Below are 24,631 nucleotides of genomic sequence, written 5' to 3' on the forward strand. Positions count from 1 at the left end.
GACCTGGCCCTATTGCCAAAAAAAAAGCGCTCCCAAAGGAGCGTTTGTGAGGTGGATCAATTGGTGATCGTATGTAGCTTGCCTTCATCATCGAAGAGCAGCCGCACCGTCGCGCCTGCCAGTTTGGGCTGAGGCGTATATACAGAAATCTCCTTCTCACGCTGATAAATCCATCCTTCCATCTGTCATATCTGTGGGGACGGCTTCGGTCCAACTACGCGGGCGTGGCTCTTTATCGGCGCATCATGTCGTTGGTCTGGATGGGTTTCCTGGTCGGTGTCGGGATGAAATATGGAGCGCTGTTCTTCAGTCTCATCATCGCCGTTCCTTTTGTCATCGTGTACCAGATGGCGTCATTGCTGCACCTTCTTACCGAGCACGTATGGCTGCTGCGTCGTTCGGACGAGACTGTTCGTGATAGCCATGTGAAGAATTGCCTGGCACGTTTTTGCGGTTCCCGATGCCCGGCGGATTTCTCCCTGCGCAATAGCGGTCGCTGGCTGAAATGGGGCATCGCACACCTGTTCTTCCATTTGCCCTGCAGAATGCTGGTCGTTCAGGGATCGCTGGTCTGTCATGACTGGCATCACCGCTTCGGGAGTGCTCGCGAGTGGTATGCATATGCGCAGTTGAGGGAGAAGGATGCCCGGAAAATGGCGCTCCGCAGCACCTATGACTATGTGGATATCTGGGGGCTGCATAACTGTCTCGATTATGTATTTACGATGATCAGCAATGCAGACCCGGTAGATATTGATACGCTGGAATACCGTCTCAACTAATGTCGGTGTCCGATGGACTCCTGGCCACGATCCTTGTGGCATCAGAGGCTACACGTTCATGAAGCTGGAGAGCCTTTGGCCCAGCCAGGCAACACAGGGGACAGCCATCGAATTACCGATCGCTTTGTAGCGCGGCGCGTCGGCGGCAGGCTTGCCGCGATACGGCACCAGGGTGTAGTTGTCCGGCATTCCCTGAAGACGCTCGCACTCGACAGGCATCAACCGCCTTACGCGCCAGCAAGCCCATTGTGACCAGCCGCTTTCGTCCGGCGCGAGCAACTCGCCACGGAAATATGCCTCGAATGAGGGCAGCAGGACATGCGCCTTGTCGCTGCCGCCCCCACTTGCACGCAGAGCGTCAGCCACCGCACCGCCCAACTCGGCCGTTGCGCCGCCCTCCCGCCCACGCACCGCGACGGAGCGTGCGACCAGATCCGGCCCGAGGACAGTCTCGCTGCGTTCCGGCTCTCCCTTGTACCGACTGGTGATCGTGCCGGAGATGTCGTAGTTGAAGGTGGCCCGAAGCGTCTTGAAAGCGATCGCCGGCACGACCCCGGCATTGGCATGGCTGTCGGCGTGCCCGCCGGCGCGAAGGGTTGGAGCGAGATTTTCGAGAACATCCGCGCCGCTGCCCTGGGCGGTGAATCCCAGCATCGGCGTCTTCTCATCGCCCTGGTCATCCGATGCGGCGTTCCGGGCAGGAACATGGGCGATTGCAGGCAGTCCCTGGCCTGGCGTGCCGCCGCCTACTGACAGCGCACCAACGATCTGGCCATCACCGGCTTCAAGGCGAACCTCGTTGCGGATGTTCTGGGCGAAAGCCACGGGCATTGCGGACCAGGGCGTGAGCTGGGTGACGATGGGTACGCCGCGGCCGGTTCCGTCCTCACTACTACCTTTGCCGCTGTTGGCGGTGTTCAGTGCATGCGTTTGCTGTCCGGTGACCGACTGGGCTGCAAAGGTTTCGACCTCGAAATCGCATTTGTGCCCGCGTGCGGTCAGGCAGGCCGCTTTGTCGATCGGCCCTTGCCGGTTTCCGCCGCCGAAGCAGACGGTGACGGATACCCGTTGGTAGGCTCCGGCCAGTGATCCGGGAAAGCTGCCTGCGCGATCAGCGCTGCCTGCAAAAGGTCCGGCAGCGATTTGCCACGTTTGCTCGCCCGGCGAAGAATCCCCGTGCAGGCAATCGGGCTCAAAAAGTACCGCTGCGGGATCGAATCCGACACGACCACTTGCCACAAGAAACACGCGCTTGCGGCGTTGGGCGACACCGAAATATTGGGCGTCGAGTACCCGCCACGCGATGCTGCGGCGGGGTCCAGACACACAACCCGCGTTCGTCCATTTGGCCCCTGCTGGTTGCAGTTCGCGGCTTTCGCCGGCCAGTGCTCCCAGAAGGCATCCAAAAGCATTGGATTTGTCGGAGAGGACGCCGGGGACGTTTTCCCAGACTATAGCGCGGCAATCTGGAAGGAACTCGCGCGACAATCTAGATGGGACTGTTGTGTCGCGGACAGTGGGACTTTAGCAGCGTGATTGACGCTGGCAAGCGGTCATTGCTCTTCTAATTGTCGCGGAGCGTCAATCTGTGTAGCCTCGTTGATTGTCGCGTAGATTGGAGGCCGCCCGCGTTGCCGTTTTGCCTCCATAGCTGAGCGGCGACGGTAGCTCTCGACGTTCATCTCGAAGATCGTGGCGTGATGAACGAGGCGGTCCACCGCGGCGAGCGTCATGGCGGGATCTGGAAAAACTTTGTTCCATTCGCCAAAGGGCTGATTTGCGGTCAGCAGGATAGATCGCCGCTCATAGCGTGCCGAGATGAGCTCGAAGAGGACGCTGGTCTCAGCCTGATCCTTTGCGACATAGGCAAGATCGTCTAGGATAAGCAGATCGAACTTGTCGAGCTTGTTGATGGCGGATTCCAGTTGCAGTTCGCGTCGCGCGACCTGCAGCTTTTGAACGAGATCCGTCGTCCTGGTGAACAGCACGCGCCAGCCGTTCTCGACCAGCGCCAGGCCGATGGCTGCCGCAAGATGGCTTTTACCGCCCCCCGGCGGCCCGAACATGAGAACATTAGCCCCCTTCGCCAGCCAGCTATCTCCCGCCGTCATCGCCATGATCTGCGCTTTGGAGATCATCGGCACGGCGTCGAAGGCAAAGCTGTCGAGCGTTTTGCCCGGCGGCAACCTGGCCTCGGACAGATGGCGTTCGATCCTGCGCCTGTCACGTTCGGCAAGCTCATGCTCGGCGATAATCGATAGGAAGCGGGCCGCGGGCCAACCCTCTCTGTCGGCCTGTTGGGCAAAGTCTGCCCAAAGCATCTTGATCGCCGGCAAGCGAAGCTCGTTCAACATAATGCTCAGACGGCCGGCATCGATATCATTGGGATTGGTCATGCGCGTTCTCCCACCTGGTCGGCGCTGACAAGGACCTCGTATCCGCTTAGCGGTGCCAGATGGACGGAGACGACGGGTAAGGCGGAGGGGTCAGGCGCAAAGTGCTTTCGCAACTCAGCCATATCGGGAAGCTCGCCGGCATCCAACGTTCTGGCCAGTTGCTCGGCCAGTTCGCGTTCGCAGGTTCGCTCATGGGCCAGCGCCAGGATCTCGACCATGGTCTTGCAGGCCTGCTTGTCGGTCAGCCGCTCCAGCAAGGCCTCGAAGGTTTGCCGATATTCCAGCCTCGGGAAGAGCTGGTCTCGATAGACGAGCCGCAATAGCGCCATCGGCTTCTGACGGAGGGAATGAATGACGTGCCGGTAATTGACGACCTGGCTGTGGCGACCATCTGGATGTCCCCGCCCTCGGGAAAGCGTCATGAGATAGGTGCCGCCGACGAACACATCAAGCCGGTCATCGAAGAGGCGCACCCGTAGCCGATGACCGATCAAGCGGGAAGGCACGCTGTAGAAGACTTTGCGCAGCGAGAAGCCGCCGGTGCGCATGACCCTGACAACCACCTCCTCGAAGTCTGTCGTCCTGCGCTGCGGCAGTTCCTGAAGATGAGGTCTTTCTGCCTCGATACGCTTGAGATTGTGGGCATTGCGGCGGCTAACGATCTCATCGATGAAGGCACGGTAGGCGGCAAGATCGTCGAAGTCGTTGCTGCCGCGCATGAGCAGCGCATCACGGATCTCTGCCTTGATATGCCCGTGCACGCTCTCGATCGAGCCGTTCTCGTGGGCGATGCCTTTGTTATTGCGCGTCGGCTTCATGTGATAGTGAGCGCAAAGTTCCTCGTATCGACGCGTCAGATCCTCCTGCTCGTCGGCAGTCAGGTTGCGGAACGCCGCCGACAGGCTGTCGCTGCGATGGTCATGCGGCGCGCCGCCAAGGGACCACAGGGCGTTTTGTAGCCCTTCCGCCAGGGCGACAAAGCTCTCGCCGCCGAGGATGACATGACCATGTTCGAAGCCGGAATAGGCAAGGCGGAAGTGATACAGGAGATGATCGAGCAACTGGCCGGCGATCGTGACCTCCAGACTATCCATGTTGGTGAAATCCGAAAGGCCCAACCGGCCGGGCTCGTGAACCTGCCGGAAGATGACCTCCTGCTCTGCGCCATGCACAGCGCGCCAGGAGCGAATGCGCCGCTCCATCGTCCGACGAATGCCGTCTCCAAGCTCCGGGTGGCGGCGCAACATCTCCTCGAATATCGCCACCGCCCGTATTCCGGGCGCAGCCTGAAGCAGCGGCACGATCTCGGCGTCAAAGATATGGGCCAGTGGATCCGGACGCCTGCGCTCTCGCGGTTTTGTTTTTTGAGATGGTAGACGCGGATCCTTCTCGATCCGGAAAGCTGTCGTGCGGCCCATCTCGGCTTTTGCGGCAGCAACCGTGACGGAATGATTTTGACGTAACTTCATGAAAAGCCTCATTTGATGATCGTTTACATGGCGACCTGGCACAAAGTGATTCTCCGGTTATGGAAAATCGCCAGATTGACCGCGATCACAGGCGCAAGGCATGCCTGAAATTTGCGCCACGGGTGGTGGGCATAACTTCGATCGGGCTACGCCCTCACTCCGTTACGCCCACCACCCGCAAAGTCCCATCCTGATTGTCGCTCGAATTCCACGTTGATCGTCGCGCGGCACCGTTGCCTCAGCGAGGAATGCACGAGCCTAACCATTAGCGCAGGACGACAAAGGGGCGCCTCCAGTACCGCATTCTTGCTCGCTGGCACTGGCCCACAGGGCTATATCAAAGGGCTCGGCAAGGGGCAAGGGAATGGGGCCCAAGGGGAATGGGCCTACCTGAAAAGGAAAAGGCTCTCCTGCGACCGCAATTTCAGGTGCTTCCATGTTCGCACTGTTCCAACGAAAACGACCCGTGCAGGCCGATACCGTATCGCCTGCTACTGCAACAAAAGGCAAAGGGCTGACGCGGCCGGAATCGGCCGCGGTTCTGTTAGCGACCTCTCGGCGCCAGAAGTTGCTGGAACACATCTGGCAGCGGACATCACTCTCGCGCCAGCAGTTCGCGGCGCTATACCTTGCTCCACTGGAACGGTACGCCGAGCTGGTCCAGCAGTTCCCAGCATCGGAATCGCATCACCACGCCTATCCAGGGGGCCTGCTCGATCACGGGCTTGAGATCGTCGCCTATGCGCTCAAGCTACGGCAGTCGCACCTTCTTCCGGCAGGAACGACACCCGAGGACCAGGCCGCACAAGCCGAAGCCTGGACGGCTGCAACGGCCTATGCCGCGCTGCTCCATGATATTGGCAAGATCGCCGTCGATCTGCATGTCGAGATGAGCGATGGCAGCGTGTGGCACCCCTGGCACGGGCCGTTGCAGCATCCGTACCGTTTTCGCTATCGCAAGGAACGCGAATACCGCCTGCACAGTGCAGCGAGCGGACTGCTCTTCAACCGATTGCTCGATCGCGACATCCTCGACTGGCTCAGTGGCTACCGTGAACTATGGGCCGCGCTGCTTTACGTGCTGGCCGGACAGTACGAGTACGCCGGCGTGCTGGGCGAGCTGGTCACGCAAGCCGACCGCGCCTCAGTCGCCCAGGAACTGGGCGGTGATCCCGCCAAGGCAATGGCCGCGCCGAAGCACGCTTTACAGCGCAAATTGCTGGAGGGGCTTCGCTATCTGCTCAAGGAAGAGCTGAAGCTGAACCAGCCGCAGGCATCGGATGGCTGGCTGACACAGGATGCCTTGTGGCTCGTATCCAAGACGGTCTCGGACAAGCTGCGCGCGCATTTGCTATCGCAGGGCATCGAGGGGATTCCGGCCAACAACACGGCCGTCTTCAACATCCTGCAAGACCACGGCATGCTGCAGGCCACACCTGACGACAAAGCCATCTGGAAAGCGGTCGTCACCAGCGAGGCAGGCTGGACGCACACGTTCACGCTGCTTCGGCTCGCACCGGCGCTGATATGGGAAGACAGCGAGCGTCCGCCGGCGTTTCAGGGAACTGTGGAGGTGGTTCAGGAAGAGGACGCATCGGCAGCAGCATCCCCCGCTACATCGACCACCGCTGAGCAGCCTTCTACTACCAGCGAGACGCCCACTCCCGCGATCTCCCCGCTTGCGCCTGCTGCACAAGCGGTCGGCAATGATGGCGTAGATGCCTTGCTCGATTTGCTCGGAACGCCGGACATCGAGGTGCCGTCAACCACAGCATCTCCGAACGAACCAATCGAGACAGGAATCGGGCAGGATCAGGAGCCTGAGCTGCCAGCGCCTGTTGCTCCCTCAGCCGCCGCGGTGAAAAACGAAACTCAGGCGCGTCCATCCGGCGAACACTTCATCGCGTGGTTGCATCAGCATATCAACACCCGCAAGCTGATTATCAACGACGCTAAAGCCCTGGTGCATACGGTGGCCGATACGGTGTATCTGGTCAGTCCTGGATTGTTTCAACGCTACGCGCAAGAGCATCCAAAAACTGCATTTCTGGCAAAACAGGAAAATGTCGCGGATTGGCAGTGGATTCAGAAAGCGTTCGAGAAACTGCAGCTGCATCGTAGGCAGGATACCGGCCTGAATATCTGGACCTGCGAGGTCACCGGGCCACGGAAATCACGGCGGCTGCATGGCTATCTGTTGGCTGATCCCACACGCCTTTTCGATGAGGTCCCACCCAACAATCCATATTTGACTTTAGCAACGACCACATCATCACCGGCATCAGGCGAATACTGAGGCGCTGCAAATTTTCCCGATTCACCCCCCAGGCTGCATCCAGCCATGCCTTCTCCGCCACCATTCAGGTTGACGATAGGTTCGGGAAAAAGACATTCATGAAGCGTCGAACTGGGCCTTTCGTGGGAACACTCTTCAACGACATGTCACGTCCAAAGGGCACGACCGAAAGCCAGTCACCTACACGACAGTACCGTAGCAACCGCATGATTCTCCAGCAGCCGAAACTGAAGTCATCCAACAAGGGGCTTTGATGAAATAACGCCGTAAAAGCGGCGCCGGGAAAGACACCTCTCCGTAATACAATGATTATAATGAATTTATTGACTACGGATATAACGTCCGAACACATCGGACACTCATGAGAATTTACCAATACAAATTTACCGCATAGTATTCATAACGAATAATATAAGCATTCGTAACAATGTTTACAGGCGGATAACAATATCCGAATAATGTGCTTAATTTTCCATCGAGAAGAAATAGTCATCCACGAAGCTATCTCTGGATGATCTAAATGTGTCGGTGTCTTCTGATGCGCCGTCCAACCATCAATTCAATGTCGCACCACTAAGACTGTTTATCAAGGGGTTAGATATGAATTCCGTCAAAATCTTAGATGTTACTTTGCGCGATGGCGGGTACAGGAACAATTTCAACTTCACAAAGGATTATGCATGTAAGGCAATCTCGCGATTGGCTGATATAGGAGTGCAATACTGCGAGATAGGCTATTGCAACGGCTCCTTCGTACGCAAACCAGAGCATGGATTAACCAGCTCAGTGAGTGTCGATTATCTGCGCGCTGTATCAACATCATCAGGACAGAATTTAAGCCTCGCTGTCATGGTTCATCCAAGAAACGTCGGGCCATCCGATTTCGAAATGCTTCACGAAGAAGGCGTTTCAATGATCAGGGTCTGCCTGAAACGAGAACAGCTTAACGAGGGTCTCGCCACGATTAGACTGGCGAAATCTTTGGGATTTCTGGTCAGCGCCAATGTCACTCACATAACCGCCCAGACAGTCAGTGCCGTGATTGATACATCGCTCCAAGCTGAAGGTGCAGGCGCGGATCTCGTCTGCTTCGCTGATTCCAATGGGAATATGATACCCACTGACGTCGAACGCCTAATCGGACGCGTCTTCAACCGTGTGATCGTGCCCATAGGTTTTCATGCCCATAACAACCTATCGTTGGCACTAGCCAATGCAATAGCCGCCATGGAGGCGGGCGCTGAATATATCGATACGTCTATCTGCGGCATGGGAAAAGGTGCCGGCAATTTACATCTAGCGATGTTGATTGCCTACCTTGACCGTGCGGGCATCAAGCATCAATACGATCTCGTCAAAGCAATTGAACTGTCACTTCTAACGTCGCAACAAGTACCAGATAGCGATATTTCGGCACCGTTACTGGACATCATGATGGGCGCGTACAACTTTTCTTACGACGTAGGAAAGCGCCTGCAGGAAACACTTTCCAATTTCCAACTTGCTTCGGAGTTCCACGCTCTTCAGGTGATGCACCAACAAGATCAAGTCGCCAGGTTAGCTCCCCGAGCGGTCGGTTCGACAGCAACCATGCCTCACGTTCGGCATTCAATGTGAGGATCATTCCGATGACAGGACCTCATGAAACAGGAAAAAGAAAACGTATTTGCGTATTGCCTGGTGACGGCATCGGCGCGGACGTCATGGAACAGACACTCCCCATTATTGATGCACTTGAAGTACCGCTGGATCTTGAGTTTGGTCGAATTGGCTGGAAATGCTGGGAAGAAGAAGGCGAGCCAGTGCCGCGAGCAACTTGGGATGCCATTCAACGATGCGATACGACTTTGCTCGGCGCGATCACAAGCAAGCCGCTGCGTGAGGCAGAGGCCGCACTTCCACCGTCACTACGGGGCATCGGACATAAATTTACTTCGCCTGTGATTCAGTTACGGCAGCGGTTGGATCTCTATGCGAATGTCAGGCCAATCGTAGACATATTGGGCAATAGCAGTTTCAAATTCACAGTTATTCGTGAAAACACCGAGGGCCTTTATTCAGGGCTGGACTTTGGGTGTATACCTGCCGAATTCGAACCACTACTACAAAAGCGTGAAGCAGAGGGCGCGCCTTGGGTGCGTGAGGGATCAAACGATGCCGTTATGTCGGTTCGCTTGCAAACTCGGAGAGGCCTTTTGCGGTTGTTCCGGTTCGCGTTCACCTACGCCCATGAAAACAACTTCCATCTTGTAACATTCGCCGACAAACCAAATGTCCTTAGATACAGCAGCGCTTTTGCCCGAGAGCTCCTTGAGCAGGTAGCGGATGAGTTTCCCGCGTTGAGCTATAGCGTTGACAATATCGATGCTGTTGCATTGTGGATGGTTCGACGCCCCGAGCGGTTTGGTGTAATCGTGGCTGAGAACATGTTCGGTGACATTTTATCCGATCTTGGGGCCGGTGTAATGGGCGGCCTTGGTCTCGCGCCGAGCGCCAACATAGGCGAATACAAGTCTTATTTCGAGCCTGTGCATGGTAGTGCGCCGTCCTATGCCGGATTAGACAAGGCGAACCCCAGTGCAATGTTCCTGACCCTAGCTCTAATGCTTGACTACCTGGGCTTCAGAGAAAGCGCACAGATAATTTCGCAAGCCGTACGAATTGTGGCTACGTCGGATATACGTACTTATGACCTCAATGGTCAGCACGGTATGAGAGCTGTCGCCGAAGAAATAATACTTACGGCTAGCACATTTCACTCATCAAAAAATCTGCCGGGGGACGTTATAAATGTCTGAACACGACAAAGAAATTCTTGCTCAACTAGAAAATTTGGATACGCCGGCACTTTCCGATGCCCTTGATAGCCTTGGAATAAATGGTGGCCTACTTGGTATCACGCAACAAGTACAAGGCACGCGCTGCTCGGGGTTCGCTTTTACCGTGCAGTACGAGCCAGTAATAGACAATATTGGGTTCAAAAACGCTGCGAACTACATTGATCAAGTGCCGGAAAATTCGATTATTGTATCGGCCAATAACGGCCGGATGGATTGCACAGTGTGGGGAGACATCATGACCCATGTTGCAACAATCAAGGGCATTAGAGGAACTGTTATCGATGGCGTAGCCCGCGACTTTGATACCCTATCCCAGCTTCATTATCCCTTATTCAGTAGGGGGCGATTTATGCAGTCAGCAAAAAATCGAACTCAAATGCAGGCTGTTCAGGTTCCGCTCCAAATATCTGGCGTAACGGTAAATCCCGGAGATGCGATTGTCTGTGACTCTAATGGCTGCTTAGTCATTCCGTACGACAAACTCTCCGAAGTGATACGGCGAGCAGCAGCGGTTGAAAAAACCGAGCGCGGCATAATCGACAGCGTAAATGCTGGGCTTCCCCTTATAGACGCCCGCCTCAAGCATCGCTATGATCAACCCTGGCTCTCCTCTGATGAAAAGGCAGACGTTCCCGAGCAATTTCACAAGGGGCGGCACCATGAATAGCTCCGGCAGCTTGGCGTATAGTCAACGTGAAGACGTGGTGAAAAACTTTAAAAAGGCCATGCGCCGTCTCACAAGCACTGTGACAATCATCGCGACACGAGATGAACAACGGTCTTATGGAATGATTGCTACAGCAGTTATTTCCGTCAGCGCAGCTCCCCCGGCTATTCTCGTGTGCATAAATCATACGGCAAGCCTATACCAACCTTGTATAGCATCGGGACGGTTCACCGTGAACCTACTCACCGATCGACACACAGACTTGGTTGGCACATTTTCTGGGGATGTCAAAGGCAGCGCGAGATTTCAATGTGGCCGCTGGCTTTTCGACCGTGGCCTTCCTTATCTTGAGGACGCACAGGCCTCTCTGTTCTGCACCGTCGAAAACCGTATCCCATACGGAACGCACGACATATTAATCGCACGAGTCGATGAGGCTCTTGCCGTCGATGATATATCCCCTCTGCTTTGGCAGGATGGTCATCCCGCAATATCGATATCAATTGACGCTCAAAGTTAAGAGCCATTACAGGAAAAACAAAATGACTAATGCACACGCTTTCGACAACAATTCCGTCTCCGATCAAAATGCAATTTACCTCGTAAATGTGGTTCATGTTAACGAGGGACATCAAGATTTAGCTATCGATATACTCAAGAAAACGGTCGAGTACGTCGCGAAGAAATATCCTGCCTTTAAGTGGAGCAGGCTTATGAAGAGCACAGATGGAAAAACCGTCATCAACCAAGCGCAGTGGACAAGCAAAGATCAATTTGATTCATTATTCAACGACGATCAATTCCTAGCCCTTTATTCCAGATTAAAAGAAACTGGAACGTGGGAATACCATTTATACAACGTCTCTGAATATATCACGCCGTAATCAAATCGATAAATAAACCAATAGACTTTAATTATTGCCACCGGAGGCTGCATATGATGCGCACACTCACAACACCACTAACAAAATTGCTAAATATCAAACACCCACTTGTTCTTGCCCCAATGGGTGGAGTTTCAGGTGCCAGACTGGCCAGCGCTGTTAGCAACGCAGGAGGTTTGGGGCTCATTGGTGCAAGTTACGGCGAAGCCAATTGGATGCGGACCGAGCTTGCTGCAATGCGCGATGTAGCTGCCCCCTGGGGCGTTGGGTTGGTGATGTTTACAGTCTCCGAGAAGATGGAGCTGTTGCATCTAGCTCTAGACCACGGGCCTGATGTAGTGGCGCTATCGTTTGGCGATACCACCCCCTTCATTCGCCCCATCCGAGACAGCGGCGCCAAAATCTTGGTCCAGGTTCACGATGTTGACCAGGCGGTGGCTGCACTTGACGCCGGGGCGGATGCACTGATCGTGCAAGGAGCCGAAGCTGGTGGGCATAGCTTGCGCCGATCTTCCTTTCCGCTGTTTCCTGCTGTGCGGGACGCTGTTGGTGAGGAACCTGTCTTGATCGCGACAGGCGGTATTGCAGATGGGAGGGGGGTCGCGGCCGCCCTTGCTTTGGGTATGGACGGTGCCATGATGGGGACCCGCTTCTATGCTTGTGACGAAGCTCTTCCGTCTTTGCAGGTCAAACAGCGCGTTGTTGACGCCGTAGCCAGTGAGACTGTTCGCACAAGAATTTTCGACGACATTCGCGGCATAAGCTGGCCATCGAGATACAGCGGTCGAGCGATTGCAAATGACTTTACAGCGCGGTGGATAGGCAATGAAGCGGAAATGTTGGCCGCCGGAGATACGGTTCAGCAGGACTATATGAAGGCGGTAGAGACAGACGACATATCAGTACGAGCCATATGGGCTGGTGAAATAGTAGATGTGGTGCGAGACGTACGTAGCGCCAATGAAATTGTGGAATCAACGGTGACGGAGGCAGTGAAAATCCTGCGACGTATGCCTCAGATTATCAACGGCTGATACCTAACATCACTTACGCTCTCACCGCTGGGGCGCTTTTACCAGGGGCATATCGCATGGATAATACCGTTACCTATATTAAGCGTGGTGAATCAGAGAAAAAGATACTCGTCATGTCTCCGGTCATGCCAGAATGGGACAACGGCGATTTCTTTCAGCCATTGACGGAATATTTTCTGAAACATGGCTACTCGGTGTTTATAGTTGACACATTATCATTATCGCCACAGCTCAACGAGCCTATTTCTTATTTTAGCCAGCGCTGGGCCAAAGAACTCGAATCTCATGGCCCCTTCGAAATCGTTGCAGGTTCAGCTTTGGGAGGTGCTCTTGCACAGTTACTTGTCTCCAAACACCTGAAAACAAAGGCTTCCTGCTTACTACTTATTTCCGCACCCAATAATACCGACGCAGAACTTCGAAAACGGCTGGCGGTGATCGCTGAGCTGGCCCGAGAGGGAGATCTCGATCAAGCAATGAGAGTGCTTGCCTATCGTGTTCTCCCGGATACATGCCAACCGCTGGTAACATTGGCGCCAATTAAATCAAATGGCTCACTACAGCAACAGGAACGCTTATATATAGGATTCAGTTACTTATACGAACTAGATATTCGCCCTGAGATTAAGGAATTTACAGGCCGGGTGTTGAATATAATTGGTGAACGATCTCAGCTGGTAAAAGCTTGCAACGCCCAACTGGATGAATCCCCCGCACATCGAACAGTCGTAATTCCGGGTGGAGGAATGAGACCATTAATTGATGACGCTCTACTCGTTATCTCAGCGATAGAAAAGCATCTATTTAATTGGCAGGAGAATAATAATGAGCGCGGTTAGTCCTCCTGATTTCATCGATGTACATTACCACGTGAACCCAGACGCTTACGTGCGCCGCCACAGCGCCATTCAGGCTGGAAGCGTATATGCGAAACATAATGGCTGGGTGATCTTAAAAAATCATCTTGGCTGCACCGCTGCGCAAGCCTGGGAAGCTCGCGAACAAGGACTTCCGGTATTCGGATCTGTGGTGCTCAACGAGATAGCCGGAGGTATCAATTACAGGGTGGTCGAGCATAGCCTCTGTCGGAACGGCGACAGTGAGTTACGTTTTATCGTTCACATGCCAACCGTTACAGGCCGGTCACACCGGAGCTCACTGAAGCGCGAAATCAGCAATACAATACTGACGCGCAATCCGATAAGGCCCTTAACGGTGAGCAATGACGCCGAGAAATTAACTGCCTCAACACTGGATATCTTCCGAATGGCACGCGATTTCCCACTGGTTATTTCGACGGGACACGCTAATAAAAAGGAGGTCAGGCTACTTGTAGATGCTGCTGTTAAATTTGATGTGCGGCTGATGTTGAATCAACCCGCCAATCCTTTGACCGGATTAACTGCTGGTGAGCTTCTTGAAATTGCTCAAGCACCAAATATTTACGTCGAACAAACGTCGCTGACCTATCTATTAGGATATCAGGACAGGGATGATTACTATAAAGTTCTAGAAAAAGTACCGCGAGCAATATACAGCTCGGATCTAGGCCAAACGAGCCAGCCGGACATAGAAAAGTGGCGCGGCCTTTCTGAAAAATGGTTCAGTGAATGCAATTTATCTCCCCAACGCATCCATGCGATCCAATGTGGGAATCCCGAAGAAATGTTAACTCTATGACGGAACGCATTAGACGATGCGGCGCCCGAACTACGGGCGCCGCATTATTATTGAAGTAAAACATACATCTTATTGCGCAGAGCAGTTAATCGCCATCAGAACCAAATCGATTTCGCAAGCCAGCTTTCTCCATGGCTGGCAGCACATCCCTTACGAAGCTGCTGATACCTTCATGGTAATCCAGCCAGGTCAGGGCAATGCCGTCGATCCCCCATTCCGAGTATTTTTTGAACTGCCTGATAATTGATTCAACAGACCCAACGAGTGGCACGCCTGCGAAACCTGCCTTGAAATGAAATTTGAATTCCTCTGCTTCTTCAGGAGTAAATATACCAGTTTGTATTCCCAACTCCCTCGTGATGTTGTCGGCGCCTTCGTCATCTCCCTGCTCAATCGCGTAGTAATTCAGGTATTCTGCAGCTTCCTCGTCAGTGTCCTTCTGCACAACGTAGCCATAGCACCATATCTGTATATCTCTACCGAACTCCGTCTTCGCCAGATCCTTATACGATGCAATTTGCGACCGAACGGCTTCTTCCCCATGCATGTGCTTTATTATCAAAAACGCTGCATCACAGTATTGGGCGCAATAGCGCTTGCCTCGGGGCGATCCCCCAGCGTTAATTAGGAATGGTGGATTTATGGGCTTGGGGTCGGACATAGCCTCGACAATCGAAAAATGTTCGCCGGTGAAGTTGAACGGCTCCTGCTTGGTCCATGCATTCTGTGCAATTTCCAACCATTCTTCAGCGTAATCATAACGCTTATCGTGGTCCATCATTGTGCCGTCGAACATTCTCATTTCGGCGCCATACCAACCGCAGAGAATATTCAATCCGAAGCGCCCACTGCTAATATGATCGATAGTCACAGCCTGCTTGGCGGCAAATAACGGATGGACCGTGGGCAAATGAGATGTTGTAAAGACCGCTATCTGATCTGTTAAAGCTGCAATTCCAGCAGCCCATGTGTAAGTCTCGTAGCACACACCACCGGTATTATTCTTCCCACCAAACCCCTTCCATCGCCCCACAGGAATGAATGCTTCAAATCCTGCTTGATCGGCAATTTTGGCTATCTCAAGATTACCCGGCCAGTCGTCGCCGCGTAATCTCTCAGGTGCATTTGTGACTGTGCATCCACCTTCTGTATTGGTAGAAAAAACTCCCAGTTTCATTAAATTCTTGCTGGTACGAACTGGATTTTCTTTCACAAGATAATCTAACGTTTTCGTCATGCTTTTCTCCCGGCTTTGCCAGATTAAGTGCATATCCAGACAATACTGTTGCAGGGAGATTGCATAATGCTATTCGACTGCAATTCCATGCCAACACAACCAATGATATACACATGCGGGAGAAATCGAAGCCAGCTTGACGTCCGAACACTTCGGACTTCTTTGCTCAAAACGGGGGTGGATCAAGCCAGCATCGGCACTCTACATGATATTGCAGAACCGGACACCAAGCATACGGAAAGTGAGAAATTATTTGTTTGCCATCAACTCAGCCCCCATAAAGTCAATGAATACACGTAACTTTAGAGCCTGGTGCTTGCTAGATGGCCAGAGCATACGGAAGACACCTTGGTGACGAGTATAAGTCTCTAATACCGGAACCAACTCTCCTGCTGCAATAGCAACCCGCACCATGAAATCCGGCAGGCAGGCAATACCCAAGCCGTCACGAGCGACATGAATCAACACTTCCGTTGTATTACAAATCATCGTAGCCGGAAGAACGGGGGCTTGCTCTCCATCTGCTAGAACTAATGGCCAGGCCTCGAATTTTCCAGTGCTCGGAAATTTGTGTTGAAGGCAAGAGTGAAGGGTGAGGTCAGCAGGTACTTGAGGGGTTCCACGGCTATTCAGGTATTGAGGCGATGCTACCAACTGCAGTTGGAACGTTCCTAACTGGCGGGACATGAGTCTTGAGTCAGCCGGATCTCCAGTACGAATTACCGCATCAAAGCCTTCTTCGATTATATCGACTATCCGATCGGTGAAATCTAAATCAAGTTCGATCTCCGGATATCGATGCATAAACGCAGATACTGCTGGCATTACCAGGTTACTTACTAATGGCAAGCTCACACGGAGCTTTCCCTTTGCCACCTGCTGGGTCTCTGAAAGTTCCATTTCTGCAGCTTCGATCTCACAGAGGATACGTCGGCAGCGCTCAAGGAACAGCGTACCTTCGGCAGTCAGCGTGATGCTCCTAGTACTGCGGTGAAGCAAGCGTACGCCGAGGCGCTCCTCCAGCCGAGCAATACTTTTTCCTACCGCTGACGACGAAACACCCAGTATCCGACCTGCTTCAGAGAAGCTGCGGGTTTCAGCCGCATGCACGAAGAAAGTCATACCAGTCAGAGATTCCATATCACCACCATTTAAGAAATTTTGTCCGATATGTAAGGAACAGTAGACCATTTTTCTCGGGTTAGCACAGATTTAGGATAGTAGCGATGTCAAAAAACACTTGGCGGCTATCACCTCTTGAACCTGTCTTGGGCACCGGCCCTGGCTTACATGAACAACCATCGGACAATTTAGATGACTGAGATTCAGGCCCCCGTAGGCCGTGCAACAACCCGTGAATGGCTTCAACTTTTAGCCGCCTGCCTCACCGGCATCCTGATCCCGTTGTGCTTCACCGGGCCGGCCGTCGTACTGCCGTCCATCAGCCAGGAGCTGGGCGGGACGGCGGTGCAACTGAACTGGGTGGTCAACGGCTACATCCTGACCTACGGCAGCGCCATGATGGCGGCTGGCAGCCTGACCGACACCTATGGCCGCAAGCGCGTGTGGCTGGTCGGCTTGGCGCTGTTCGCACTGGTGACATTCGCCATCCCGCTGGCGCCCACGGTTGGCTGGATCGACGGCCTGCGCCTGCTGCAAGGACTGGGCGGCGCGGCCGCTTTCGCCGGTGCCATGTCCTCATTGGCGCAGACCTTCCACGGCCCCATCCGCACGCGGGTGTTCAGCCTGCTCGGCACCACGTTCGGCATCGGCCTGGCCTTCGGGCCACTGGCGGCCGGCTGGCTGGTGGAGGTGGCCGGCTGGCGCTGGGTGTTTCTGGCGACGGCGCTGATCGGGGTGGCCGGCTTCGGCCTGGTATGGGCCAGCGCCACGGAGTCCCGCGACCCGCAGGCCACTGGCCTGGACTGGCCGGGCGCCCTCAGTTTCACCGCCGCGCTGACTTTGTTCACCTACGGCATCCTGCTGGCACCGGAAGCAGGCTGGCGCAGCGCCACGGTCATGGGGTCGCTGCTGGCGTCGGCCGTGCTGTTCATGGCGTTCGTGGGCATCGAGCGGCGCGTCGCGCGGCCGATGCTCGACCTGTCGCTGTTCGGCCGTGGACGTTTCATCGGCGTGCAGGTGCTGGCCGCGTCGCCGGCCTTCTTCTTCGTCACGCTGATCGTGATGCTGCCGGGCCGCTTCATCGGCATCGACGGGCTGGGTGCGCTCGAAGCGGGACAAATGATGATTGCCCTAGCTGCGCCGCTGCTGGTCGTGCCGTTCCTGGCCGCGCTGCTGTCGCGCTGGTTCACCTCCGGCGTGCTGTCCGGCATCGGGTTGCTGCTGGTGGCGATCGGGCTGGTCTGGCTGGGTCAGGTGCTGGCCGGCGGTGCCGGCGCTGCACTGGTGGCGCCGCTGGCGCTGGTCGGTGTCGGCATCGGCCTGCCATGGGGATTGATGGACGGCATGGCCGTGAGCGTGGTGGAGAAAGAACGCGCGGGCATGGCGACCGGGATTTTCAACTGCGTGCGCGTCTCGGCTGACGGCATCGCCATTGCGGTTGCCGGCGCGCTGCTGGCATTCCTGATCCAGGGCGGGCTACTCGGTGCCTTGTCCGCTGCCGAGCCCGCAGCCGTGATCGAAGCGGCCAACCGCGCCGCGCTGGGCGACCTGCACCAGGCCACCACGCTGCTGCCCGGCGAACGTGCGTTGCTGCTGGCGACCTACGACACCGCGTTCCGCTGGGTGCTCTACGTCCTGGCGGCCGCGTCGGCACTGACCGCATTGCTGGTGTTCGCCTTGCTCGGCCGCTCACGCGCGCATGAAGAAGCGGGGGCGACGCCATGACCTCCATCAGGACGGACGCCTTGCCCGCCGACCTGGCACAGCATCGGGCCTATGCGCGGGTGTTCCAGCCGGGACGGCTCACCTTCGGTTTCATCGCCCCGTTAGAAGGCTACCCGGATACCCCTGCGCCCACGCTGGCGGGGCATGCGGCCTTGGCGCGGCAGGCCGATGCTCTCGGTTTCGCGGCCATCTGGCTGCGCGACGTGCCGTTCCTCGACCCCAGCTTCGGGGACGTGGGGCAAATCCACGATCCGATGGTCTATGCGGGCTGGCTAGCGGCGATCACTCAGCACATCGCCATCGGCACGGCGGGCATGGTGATGACTTTGCGCGATCCCGTGCTGCTCGCCAAGCAGGCAGTCAGTGTCGATCAGCTCTCCGGCGGCCGGCTGTTGCTGGGGCTGTCCACCGGCGACCGGGCGACGGAGTACCCGGCCTTGGCCAAGCCCTACGACAACCGGGCGGAACGCTATCGGGAGGCACATGCGCTGCTGCGCGTCGTGACCGAGCAGCGTTTCCCCATGCGCCAGACGGCGCACTACGGACGGCTCGATGGAAACCTCGACCTGGTGCCCAAGCCCGTGGGCGGCCGTCTGCCGACGTTGGCGATCGGTCGCTGCGGCCAGGACGTTGACTGGCTCGCTCGGCACATGGATGGCTGGATCTGGCATCAAAGCGACTTCGACCGCTTGCCGGATGTGCTGGCGCAATGGCGCGCCAGTGGCGATGCTCAGGTGTTCAAGCCTTACGGCTATGGCGTCTTCTTCGACCTCGATGAGAACCCGGAGGCGCCCTTGCAAGTGGGTCGTGGCATCCGCACAGGCAGAAATGCGCTGATCGCCCTTTGGAGGCGGCAACAGGCGCAAGGGGTGTCCCATGTCGCGTTGAACCTGAAACCGTTGCGGCGTCCCGCCGCTGAAGTCCTGGCGGAACTGGCCGAATACGTGCTGCCGGAGTTTCCCGTCGGGGTGGTCGATGCGGCGATGCAAGACGCCAAGGAGGCGCAGCCATGACCGGCCGTACCTCGACGGTTCCCATGCTCGGCGCGGCATGGCTGGTGACGGCCGTGTTCATGCTGTCCAACTCGCCGACGCCGCTGTACGTCCACTGGCAGCAGGAACTGGGTTTCTCCACCGGAACGCTGACGGTGATCTTCGCCCTCTACATCGCCGGCCTGTTGGGCACGTTGCTGGTGGCCGGGCAGTTGTCCGACCGCTATGGCCGCAAGCCGGTGCTGCTGCCGGGCCTGCTGGCCGCGCTGACGGCCTGCCTGTTGTTCGCCAGCGCGCAGTCGGTGCTGGCACTGGGCGCTGCCCGCCTGCTGACGGGCATTGCCGTGGGCATCATGGTGTCGGCCGGCATGGCGGCGGTCGGCGACCTGGCCGGCAGTGAACGCAGGCGCCAAGCGGCCCTGCTGGCCTCGGTGTCGATGGTCTTCGGCGCCGGGCTGGGGCCTCTGCTCGCGGGCGGCTTGGCGCAAACGCTGGCGCATCCGATCCTGCCGGTGTTCGGCATCGAATTGGTTGTCCTCTGCAGCGCGCTGATCGTTGCCTGCCTGTTGCCCTTGCGGCGTTCGCTGCGTTCCAGCGGCCAGCCTTTGCGGCTTCGGCTACCCACAGTGCCCACCGCCAACCGGCGGCATCTGGCCTGCGGCATCGCCACCTTCGGGCCGGGCATCACGGCAACCTCGTTCGTGCTGGCGCTGGGACCATCGCTGCTGTCGCGGCTGCTCGACGTGCGCAGTCCCATGATCGCCGGCGGCATGGCGTGCGCTATGTTCCTGACTGCCACCGGTGTGCAGTTCGCGGTGCGCCACTGGCCGATACGTTCGATCTTCCTGGGCAGCACCACAGCCACGGTACTGGCGATGGCGAGTATGGGAATCGCTGTGCATGCCTCACTCGCACCGATGCTGGTGGTGGCTTCACTCCTGGCTGGTGGTGGTCAGGGCTTAGGTCAATTGGGTGGCCTGACCTTGATTGGTCTTCATGTTCCTGACGAGCGACGTGCCGAGGCCAATGCGGTGCTGAACATCGGCGGTTATATCCCGGCGGGGCTACTGTCGGTCGTTACAGGTTATCTGATCGACGTGATTGGAGTAGCAAGTGGTACCACCGTCTTCTGTGTCTCGCTTGCTCTCGCCGCAAGTCTAGGTGGGGTGTTTGTAATATATTCTTTGGCATATTCGGAGAAGAATACAGAGTAGTAAAAATAGAACACACAGGGGGAAACGCTTGGTCTGCTCACCGTCTGGATCTAGCGATCTGCATCGACATCCAGAATATACCTATAGCAACAATGCCAGCACCTAACCGTGCAGTGCTAGCAAGTCCGGCAATCTCTAGTGCAACACCCCCAAAAATCGAACCCAGCGCGATGCCACCATTGAAACCGGCGATGTTCAGGCCGGCCGCCACCGCCGGCGCCTGCGGCGCGTGGACGTTCGCCAGCCCAATGACCCGCGCCTGTAAGGCCGGCACCGCCGCATAGGTCAACGCGCCCAGCAGGCCGGTCAGCAAAACCATCAGAAGTAGGGATGCGGCCGATAGCCAGATCGCCAGCAGCACCACGGCCAGACCGACCAGCACCGTCATCACGGCCGCGTCCGCGCCCTTGCGGTCGGTCAAGCGACCACCCCACACGTTGCCGATGGCCGCCATCACGCCGTATCCGAGCATCAGCAAGCTGCTGGTGCTTTCAGTGACCAGAGTAACCTGCAATAGGATCGGAGAAATGTATGTGTACAGTGCGAACGAACCGGCATAGGCCAGAACAGTGATACCAGCACCAGCCAGCAGACGCGGATTGAACATGGCCTTGAGGCCGTCCATCGCGCTGGCCTGGGCCGAATCGTCGTTGTGGTCGGTCGGCATCAATATGAGCACCCCCAGGAAACCGATCGCACCACTGGCAGCCACCGCCATGAAAATCACCTACCAGTTCAGGAGACCGCCGAGGTAAGTTCCCAGCGGCACCCCGAGAGCCAGGGCGAGAGTCAACCCACCGAATACAACAGCGACAGCAGCTCCGGCGCGATTTCGTCCGACCAGTTGCGTGGCAACACTCGATGCAACAGCAAGGAATACGCCATGGCCGAGTCCCGAAGCAAAACGTGCCGCCAACATCGGCGTCAAGGCGTCTGAGAGGCTCACTACTGCATTGCCAACAGTGAACAATCCCATGGCCACCAAAAGCAGGCGCTTACGGGGCCAGCGCGTTGCGAGAGCGGTCAACCCTGGCGCACCGATCACCGCTCCCAGCGCATAGGCCGTCACCGCCGTTCCCACCTGACTGACGCTGGTGTGCAGGTCCGCGGAAATGTTGGACACCAGACCGATGGTGACAAACTCCGTGAAACCTAGTGCAAAGGCGCAGAGCGCGAAGACGTAGATGACAAATGGCATGCGCTCGCTCATGATTTACGCCCGCCCATCAACACTGGACGTCAATAGCGGCAGCATCGCTTCAGCTACGCCTTTGGCCGACGCAGGATTCTGGCCCGTCACCAGCCGCCCGCTTACCACGACCTGAGCCTCAAAGTTTGCCGCCGGCAGATGGCTGGCGCCTCGGTCATGCAGAACGTCGGCAAGCAAAAACGGTACGGTGTCATATAAACCGACTGCACGCTCCTCATCGTTGGTGAAGGCCGAGACCTCCTTACCAGCTACCAGATAGCGACCATCGGAGAGCTTGACGTTCACCAATCCAGCCGGCCCGTGGCAAACCGCCGATACCACGCCACCATGCTCGTAAATTCGTGCCGCGATGGCTGCCAGTTCGGCGTTGTCAGGAAAGTCCCACATCGTCGCGTGACCACCGGCATAGAAGATGGCGGCATAAACGTCGGGATCGATCCGTGACGGCGCCAACGTGTTTTCCGTAGCTCCGCGAAGCGTCGCATCATTCCAGAATTCAGCATTGATCGGATCATCCAGGTTCAACCCATCGACATGAGTCTTTCCGCCCTTCGGGCTTACGAAATCGACGGTGAAACCCGCCTCTACAAGAACTTTGTATGGATGGCTCACCTCTGACAGATAGAAGCCGCTGGGTGTGGCATCAGGTGCGTCTGCGAGACCTTTCCTGTCATGGCTGGTCAACACAAAGAGTATGCGCTGTGACATTTTCTGGCTCCTTTGAAGATTTGAATGTGCATATGGCATCCGCCGCAGCCTCGGACCGCATGGCTGGATGAGCATGCTCGACACTCATTCTGGGTGATTTACTTTAACCTTAAAAGCGCCTAAAATTGACAAACACTTTCCCCAAAATGGGCCAAATCAATTGCGCAACGATGATCTTGCCGTCTTTCTGCATGTGGTTGACCGTCACAGCTTTTCGGCTGCGGCAAGGGACCTTCAAGTTGCTCCCAAAGCTGTCAGCAAGCAGATCGCAAGGCTGGAGAGTGCTCTCGGAACCACCTTGTTCGAACGGAACACGCGTAACCTGCGTATCACCGACGAGGGTCGCGTCATTGCCGAGAGAGCGCGCGTCGCCCTGTCGGTCCTCGATGAAGTAAAAGAACTTGCCAGAGGTGGAAGCCAGGAACTGACCGGCAACATACGACTGACCGCTCCAGCACCGTTCGGACGCAAGTTTGTGGCGTCAGCGATCACTGACTTTTGCCGGCTACATCCCAAGGTCGGATTTGATCTGCGCCTCTCCGACCAGGTTCAGGATCTCTATAGCGGCGACCTGGATCTGGCAATACGTATGGGTGAACTGGCCGATTCAAGGCTTCTTGCTCGCAGGGTGGCGGACAATCGCCGTATCCTGGTGGCCTCACCGGCCTTCGTTGAAGGGCATGGGAACCCCGCGCGGCCGGAGGACCTGGAACATCACAACTGCCTGGTGTTCGCCTATCCCGGACTACTGCAAAACACATGGCCGCTTCGAAAGGGACGGCGCGAGAAGTCCGTGCTGATCGGTGGCACGCTCTGTAGCGACAATGGCGATGTTTTACATGAATGGTGCCTTGCCGGGTTGGGAATCTCATTGCGTGAAACCTGGGATATCCACGAAGAGCTACGTAACGGCCAACTGGTGCGCATACTGCCCGAATGGGAGGGTGTAGCATCGAAAATCAGCCTTGTGCGAGCACGCAGAGAGCCCGTGCCGCACCGATTGACTGCATTTAGCGAATTTCTGCTCGAACGGTGGCGGCAGGCGCCGTGGGATGAATGAACATAGAATTTAAACAGAGTCCATCTAGCCTTGCGATCGCCGATCTGCTGTGGATGTTAGAAAAGTCTGAAGCTGCCCAGGCATTGAACCTCCGTGTATTGCAGAACAGGGGCCCATGTCAGTGACTGCACCCGACGCCACTCCGGAACCAGTGCCGCGCTTCACTGCACTTCAAGGCCGCTTAGGGAGCAGCGGTCTCCGTCGACTATAATCGAGGCCATTCACAGTCAGTCAATATCTGTGATTAACGACCGTATCGAGGTGCGATCTGGGCAGTGGGTTGCAATAGGTTCTGTGCTGGTGACAATGCCAGTCAACAGGGCACCTCGGCACTACGTTATTGGCACCGCGGACATGGAAATGACCTTGCCCATCCTTGTAACCGTGGCAGATCAACCAGTTACTGATTCAATCGCTCCCGTAAGAATTCGATGAAGCGTTGCGTCTTTGCAGGTAGCAAACGAGTCTCCGTAATGGCGTAGACGGGGAATGGATTCCCCCACCATTGAGGTAGCACACGTCGCAATAGCCCGCGGGCGACGTCGCCCGCGGCTATTTCTTCTGGCATGAGGACTATCCCCATGTCGAGCGTCGCAAGGCGTCTAATCATTCCGACATTGTTGAGCACAAACCGCCCTCCCACCGAAACCTTGGTTGTACTGACGCCATCCTGCAGAGTCCAAGTGTTGGTTTTCGCCATGCCCAGGCATTCATGTCGCTCTAAATCTTCCGGGCCGCCGGGCTCACCTGAGCGTTCAAGATAAGTCGGGGAAGCATAAAGGTAGCTTGGCAACCGCGCCAGAGGCCTCGCGATCAGTTGGGAGTCCTCAGATTCCCCCATCCGGACGGCCACGTCGAAGGGTTCGCTCACGAGGTCGACGCGGCGCGGAGTCAGGTCGAAATCGAAAGTGATACCTGGATAGAGCCGGGAAAATTCGACGATCACTGGGGCCAGGTAGGTGATGGCGAAATCCACAGGCAGCGAAACACGCAGCGTGCCGCTTGGCTGGGCCAGCATCTCTCCCAGTTGCTCGTGCGCCAGCCGGGCCTCGTCGACGATGCGCTTGCTGCGCTCAAAATATATAAGACCCGCCTCAGTCAGTTCGACCTTGCGTGTCGTACGGTGTAGCAGGCGCAAGCCAATGGCTTTTTCCAACGCACCGATCCTTCTCGACAAAGTCGAGCTTGGCATCCCTAGTTTCGTCGCCGCTCCGCGGAAGCTCTTTGCTTTGACGACTTCAACGAACAACGACATGTCGTTTATAAGAACCATTGGATTGCTCCATATGTGGATCAATTAAATCCATATTGCCTT

The 24,631-nt window shown here is 56.2% G+C and carries 21 protein-coding genes and 2 pseudogenes; 15 read left to right on the top strand and 8 right to left on the bottom strand.

Annotated elements, in window-relative coordinates:
- Positions 1-245 precede the first annotated feature (245 nt).
- Positions 246-782 (top strand): hypothetical protein, encoded by a 537-nt coding sequence (locus tag FY156_10695; GenBank protein ID UXS01897.1) that lies wholly within the window; start codon positions 246-248, stop codon positions 780-782.
- 570 nt (positions 783-1,352) lie between these two features.
- Here FY156_10695 and FY156_10700 read toward each other — a convergent pair.
- The 3 genes and pseudogenes from FY156_10700 to FY156_10710 form a co-directional block, all read right to left on the bottom strand.
- Positions 1,353-2,270, bottom strand: a pseudogene (locus FY156_10700) (DNA cytosine methyltransferase).
- Between the two features lie 65 nt (positions 2,271-2,335).
- Positions 2,336-3,178, bottom strand: coding sequence for an ATP-binding protein (locus tag FY156_10705; GenBank protein UXS01898.1), 843 nt, complete (start codon positions 3,176-3,178; stop codon positions 2,336-2,338).
- The gene (locus FY156_10710) at positions 3,175-4,659 is read right to left on the bottom strand and encodes an IS21 family transposase (protein UXS01899.1); all 1,485 of its coding nucleotides are present in this window, start codon (positions 4,657-4,659) and stop codon (positions 3,175-3,177) included. Before FY156_10710 ends, FY156_10705 begins: the two co-directional genes overlap by 4 nt.
- 424 nt (positions 4,660-5,083) lie before the next feature.
- On the opposite strand from FY156_10710, the gene FY156_10715 reads away from it, so the two are divergent.
- From FY156_10715 to FY156_10760, 10 genes are all read left to right on the top strand, one after another.
- Complete coding sequence (locus tag FY156_10715; GenBank protein UXS01900.1) at positions 5,084-6,943, top strand: DNA-binding domain-containing protein; 1,860 nt, start codon at positions 5,084-5,086, stop codon at positions 6,941-6,943.
- Between the two features lie 98 nt (positions 6,944-7,041).
- Entirely contained in the window at positions 7,042-7,197 is a 156-nt protein-coding gene (locus FY156_10720; protein ID UXS01901.1) for a hypothetical protein, read from the top strand.
- 346 nt (positions 7,198-7,543) lie between these two features.
- Positions 7,544-8,560 carry a nucleoid-structuring protein H-NS gene (locus FY156_10725; protein ID UXS01902.1) on the top strand — a complete coding sequence of 339 codons (1,017 nt, stop codon included), beginning with the start codon at positions 7,544-7,546 and terminating at the stop codon, positions 8,558-8,560.
- Positions 8,561-8,571: 11 nt separating this feature from the next.
- Positions 8,572-9,741 carry an isocitrate/isopropylmalate dehydrogenase family protein gene (locus FY156_10730; GenBank protein UXS01903.1) on the top strand — a complete coding sequence of 390 codons (1,170 nt, stop codon included), beginning with the start codon at positions 8,572-8,574 and terminating at the stop codon, positions 9,739-9,741.
- Positions 9,734-10,450, top strand: coding sequence for an RraA family protein (locus FY156_10735; protein UXS01904.1), 717 nt, complete (start codon positions 9,734-9,736; stop codon positions 10,448-10,450). Before FY156_10730 ends, FY156_10735 begins: the two co-directional genes overlap by 8 nt.
- On the top strand, positions 10,443-10,970 hold the full coding sequence (locus tag FY156_10740) for a flavin reductase (GenBank protein UXS01905.1): 528 nt from the start codon (positions 10,443-10,445) through the stop codon (positions 10,968-10,970). The genes FY156_10735 and FY156_10740 overlap by 8 nt, the downstream gene beginning before the upstream one ends.
- Before the next feature lie 22 nt (positions 10,971-10,992).
- Positions 10,993-11,334, top strand: a complete 342-nt coding sequence (locus FY156_10745; protein ID UXS01906.1) for an antibiotic biosynthesis monooxygenase — start codon at positions 10,993-10,995, stop codon at positions 11,332-11,334.
- 56 nt (positions 11,335-11,390) lie between these two features.
- On the top strand, positions 11,391-12,368 hold the full coding sequence (locus FY156_10750) for a nitronate monooxygenase (protein ID UXS03115.1): 978 nt from the start codon (positions 11,391-11,393) through the stop codon (positions 12,366-12,368).
- 56 nt (positions 12,369-12,424) lie between these two features.
- Positions 12,425-13,207: an alpha/beta hydrolase gene (locus tag FY156_10755; protein ID UXS01907.1), complete on the top strand. Its 783-nt coding sequence runs from the start codon at positions 12,425-12,427 to the stop codon at positions 13,205-13,207.
- Entirely contained in the window at positions 13,194-14,048 is an 855-nt protein-coding gene (locus tag FY156_10760) for a hypothetical protein (protein UXS01908.1), read from the top strand. The genes FY156_10755 and FY156_10760 overlap by 14 nt, the downstream gene beginning before the upstream one ends.
- A gap of 85 nt (positions 14,049-14,133) precedes the next feature.
- Here the strand turns inward: FY156_10760 and FY156_10765 are convergent, their stop codons facing one another.
- Both FY156_10765 and FY156_10770 read right to left on the bottom strand, forming a co-directional pair.
- Positions 14,134-15,285 carry an LLM class flavin-dependent oxidoreductase gene (locus FY156_10765; GenBank protein UXS01909.1) on the bottom strand — a complete coding sequence of 384 codons (1,152 nt, stop codon included), beginning with the start codon at positions 15,283-15,285 and terminating at the stop codon, positions 14,134-14,136.
- A 249-nt stretch (positions 15,286-15,534) separates the two neighbouring features.
- On the bottom strand, positions 15,535-16,425 hold the full coding sequence (locus tag FY156_10770) for a LysR family transcriptional regulator (GenBank protein UXS01910.1): 891 nt from the start codon (positions 16,423-16,425) through the stop codon (positions 15,535-15,537).
- Positions 16,426-16,599: 174 nt separating this feature from the next.
- Between FY156_10770 and FY156_10775 the strand changes: the two genes are divergently transcribed.
- The 3 genes from FY156_10775 to FY156_10785 are packed head-to-tail and all read left to right on the top strand — an operon-like array spanning position 16,600 to position 20,338.
- Positions 16,600-18,132 (top strand): MFS transporter, encoded by a 1,533-nt coding sequence (locus tag FY156_10775; GenBank protein ID UXS01911.1) that lies wholly within the window; start codon positions 16,600-16,602, stop codon positions 18,130-18,132.
- Positions 18,129-19,145, top strand: a complete 1,017-nt coding sequence (locus tag FY156_10780; protein ID UXS01912.1) for a TIGR03571 family LLM class oxidoreductase — start codon at positions 18,129-18,131, stop codon at positions 19,143-19,145. The genes FY156_10775 and FY156_10780 overlap by 4 nt, the downstream gene beginning before the upstream one ends.
- The gene (locus FY156_10785) at positions 19,142-20,338 is read left to right on the top strand and encodes an MFS transporter (protein ID UXS01913.1); all 1,197 of its coding nucleotides are present in this window, start codon (positions 19,142-19,144) and stop codon (positions 20,336-20,338) included. Before FY156_10780 ends, FY156_10785 begins: the two co-directional genes overlap by 4 nt.
- Positions 20,339-20,375: 37 nt before the next feature.
- On the opposite strand, the pseudogene FY156_10790 reads toward FY156_10785, so the two are convergent.
- Both FY156_10790 and FY156_10795 read right to left on the bottom strand, forming a co-directional pair.
- A pseudogene (locus tag FY156_10790) lies at positions 20,376-21,548 on the bottom strand (MFS transporter).
- Positions 21,549-21,551: 3 nt separating this feature from the next.
- A complete protein-coding gene (locus tag FY156_10795) occupies positions 21,552-22,256 on the bottom strand; it encodes a type 1 glutamine amidotransferase domain-containing protein (protein UXS01914.1) in 705 nt (234 codons plus the stop codon).
- 160 nt (positions 22,257-22,416) lie between these two features.
- Between FY156_10795 and FY156_10800 the strand changes: the two genes are divergently transcribed.
- Positions 22,417-23,316, top strand: a complete 900-nt coding sequence (locus tag FY156_10800) for a LysR family transcriptional regulator (GenBank protein ID UXS01915.1) — start codon at positions 22,417-22,419, stop codon at positions 23,314-23,316.
- Between the two features lie 400 nt (positions 23,317-23,716).
- Here the strand turns inward: FY156_10800 and FY156_10805 are convergent, their stop codons facing one another.
- A complete protein-coding gene (locus tag FY156_10805; protein ID UXS01916.1) occupies positions 23,717-24,589 on the bottom strand; it encodes a LysR family transcriptional regulator in 873 nt (290 codons plus the stop codon).
- Positions 24,590-24,631: the final 42 nt, after the last annotated feature.

Origin of the sequence: Agrobacterium tumefaciens (assembly GCA_025559845.1) — a bacterium.
GTDB lineage: Bacteria > Pseudomonadota > Alphaproteobacteria > Rhizobiales > Rhizobiaceae > Agrobacterium.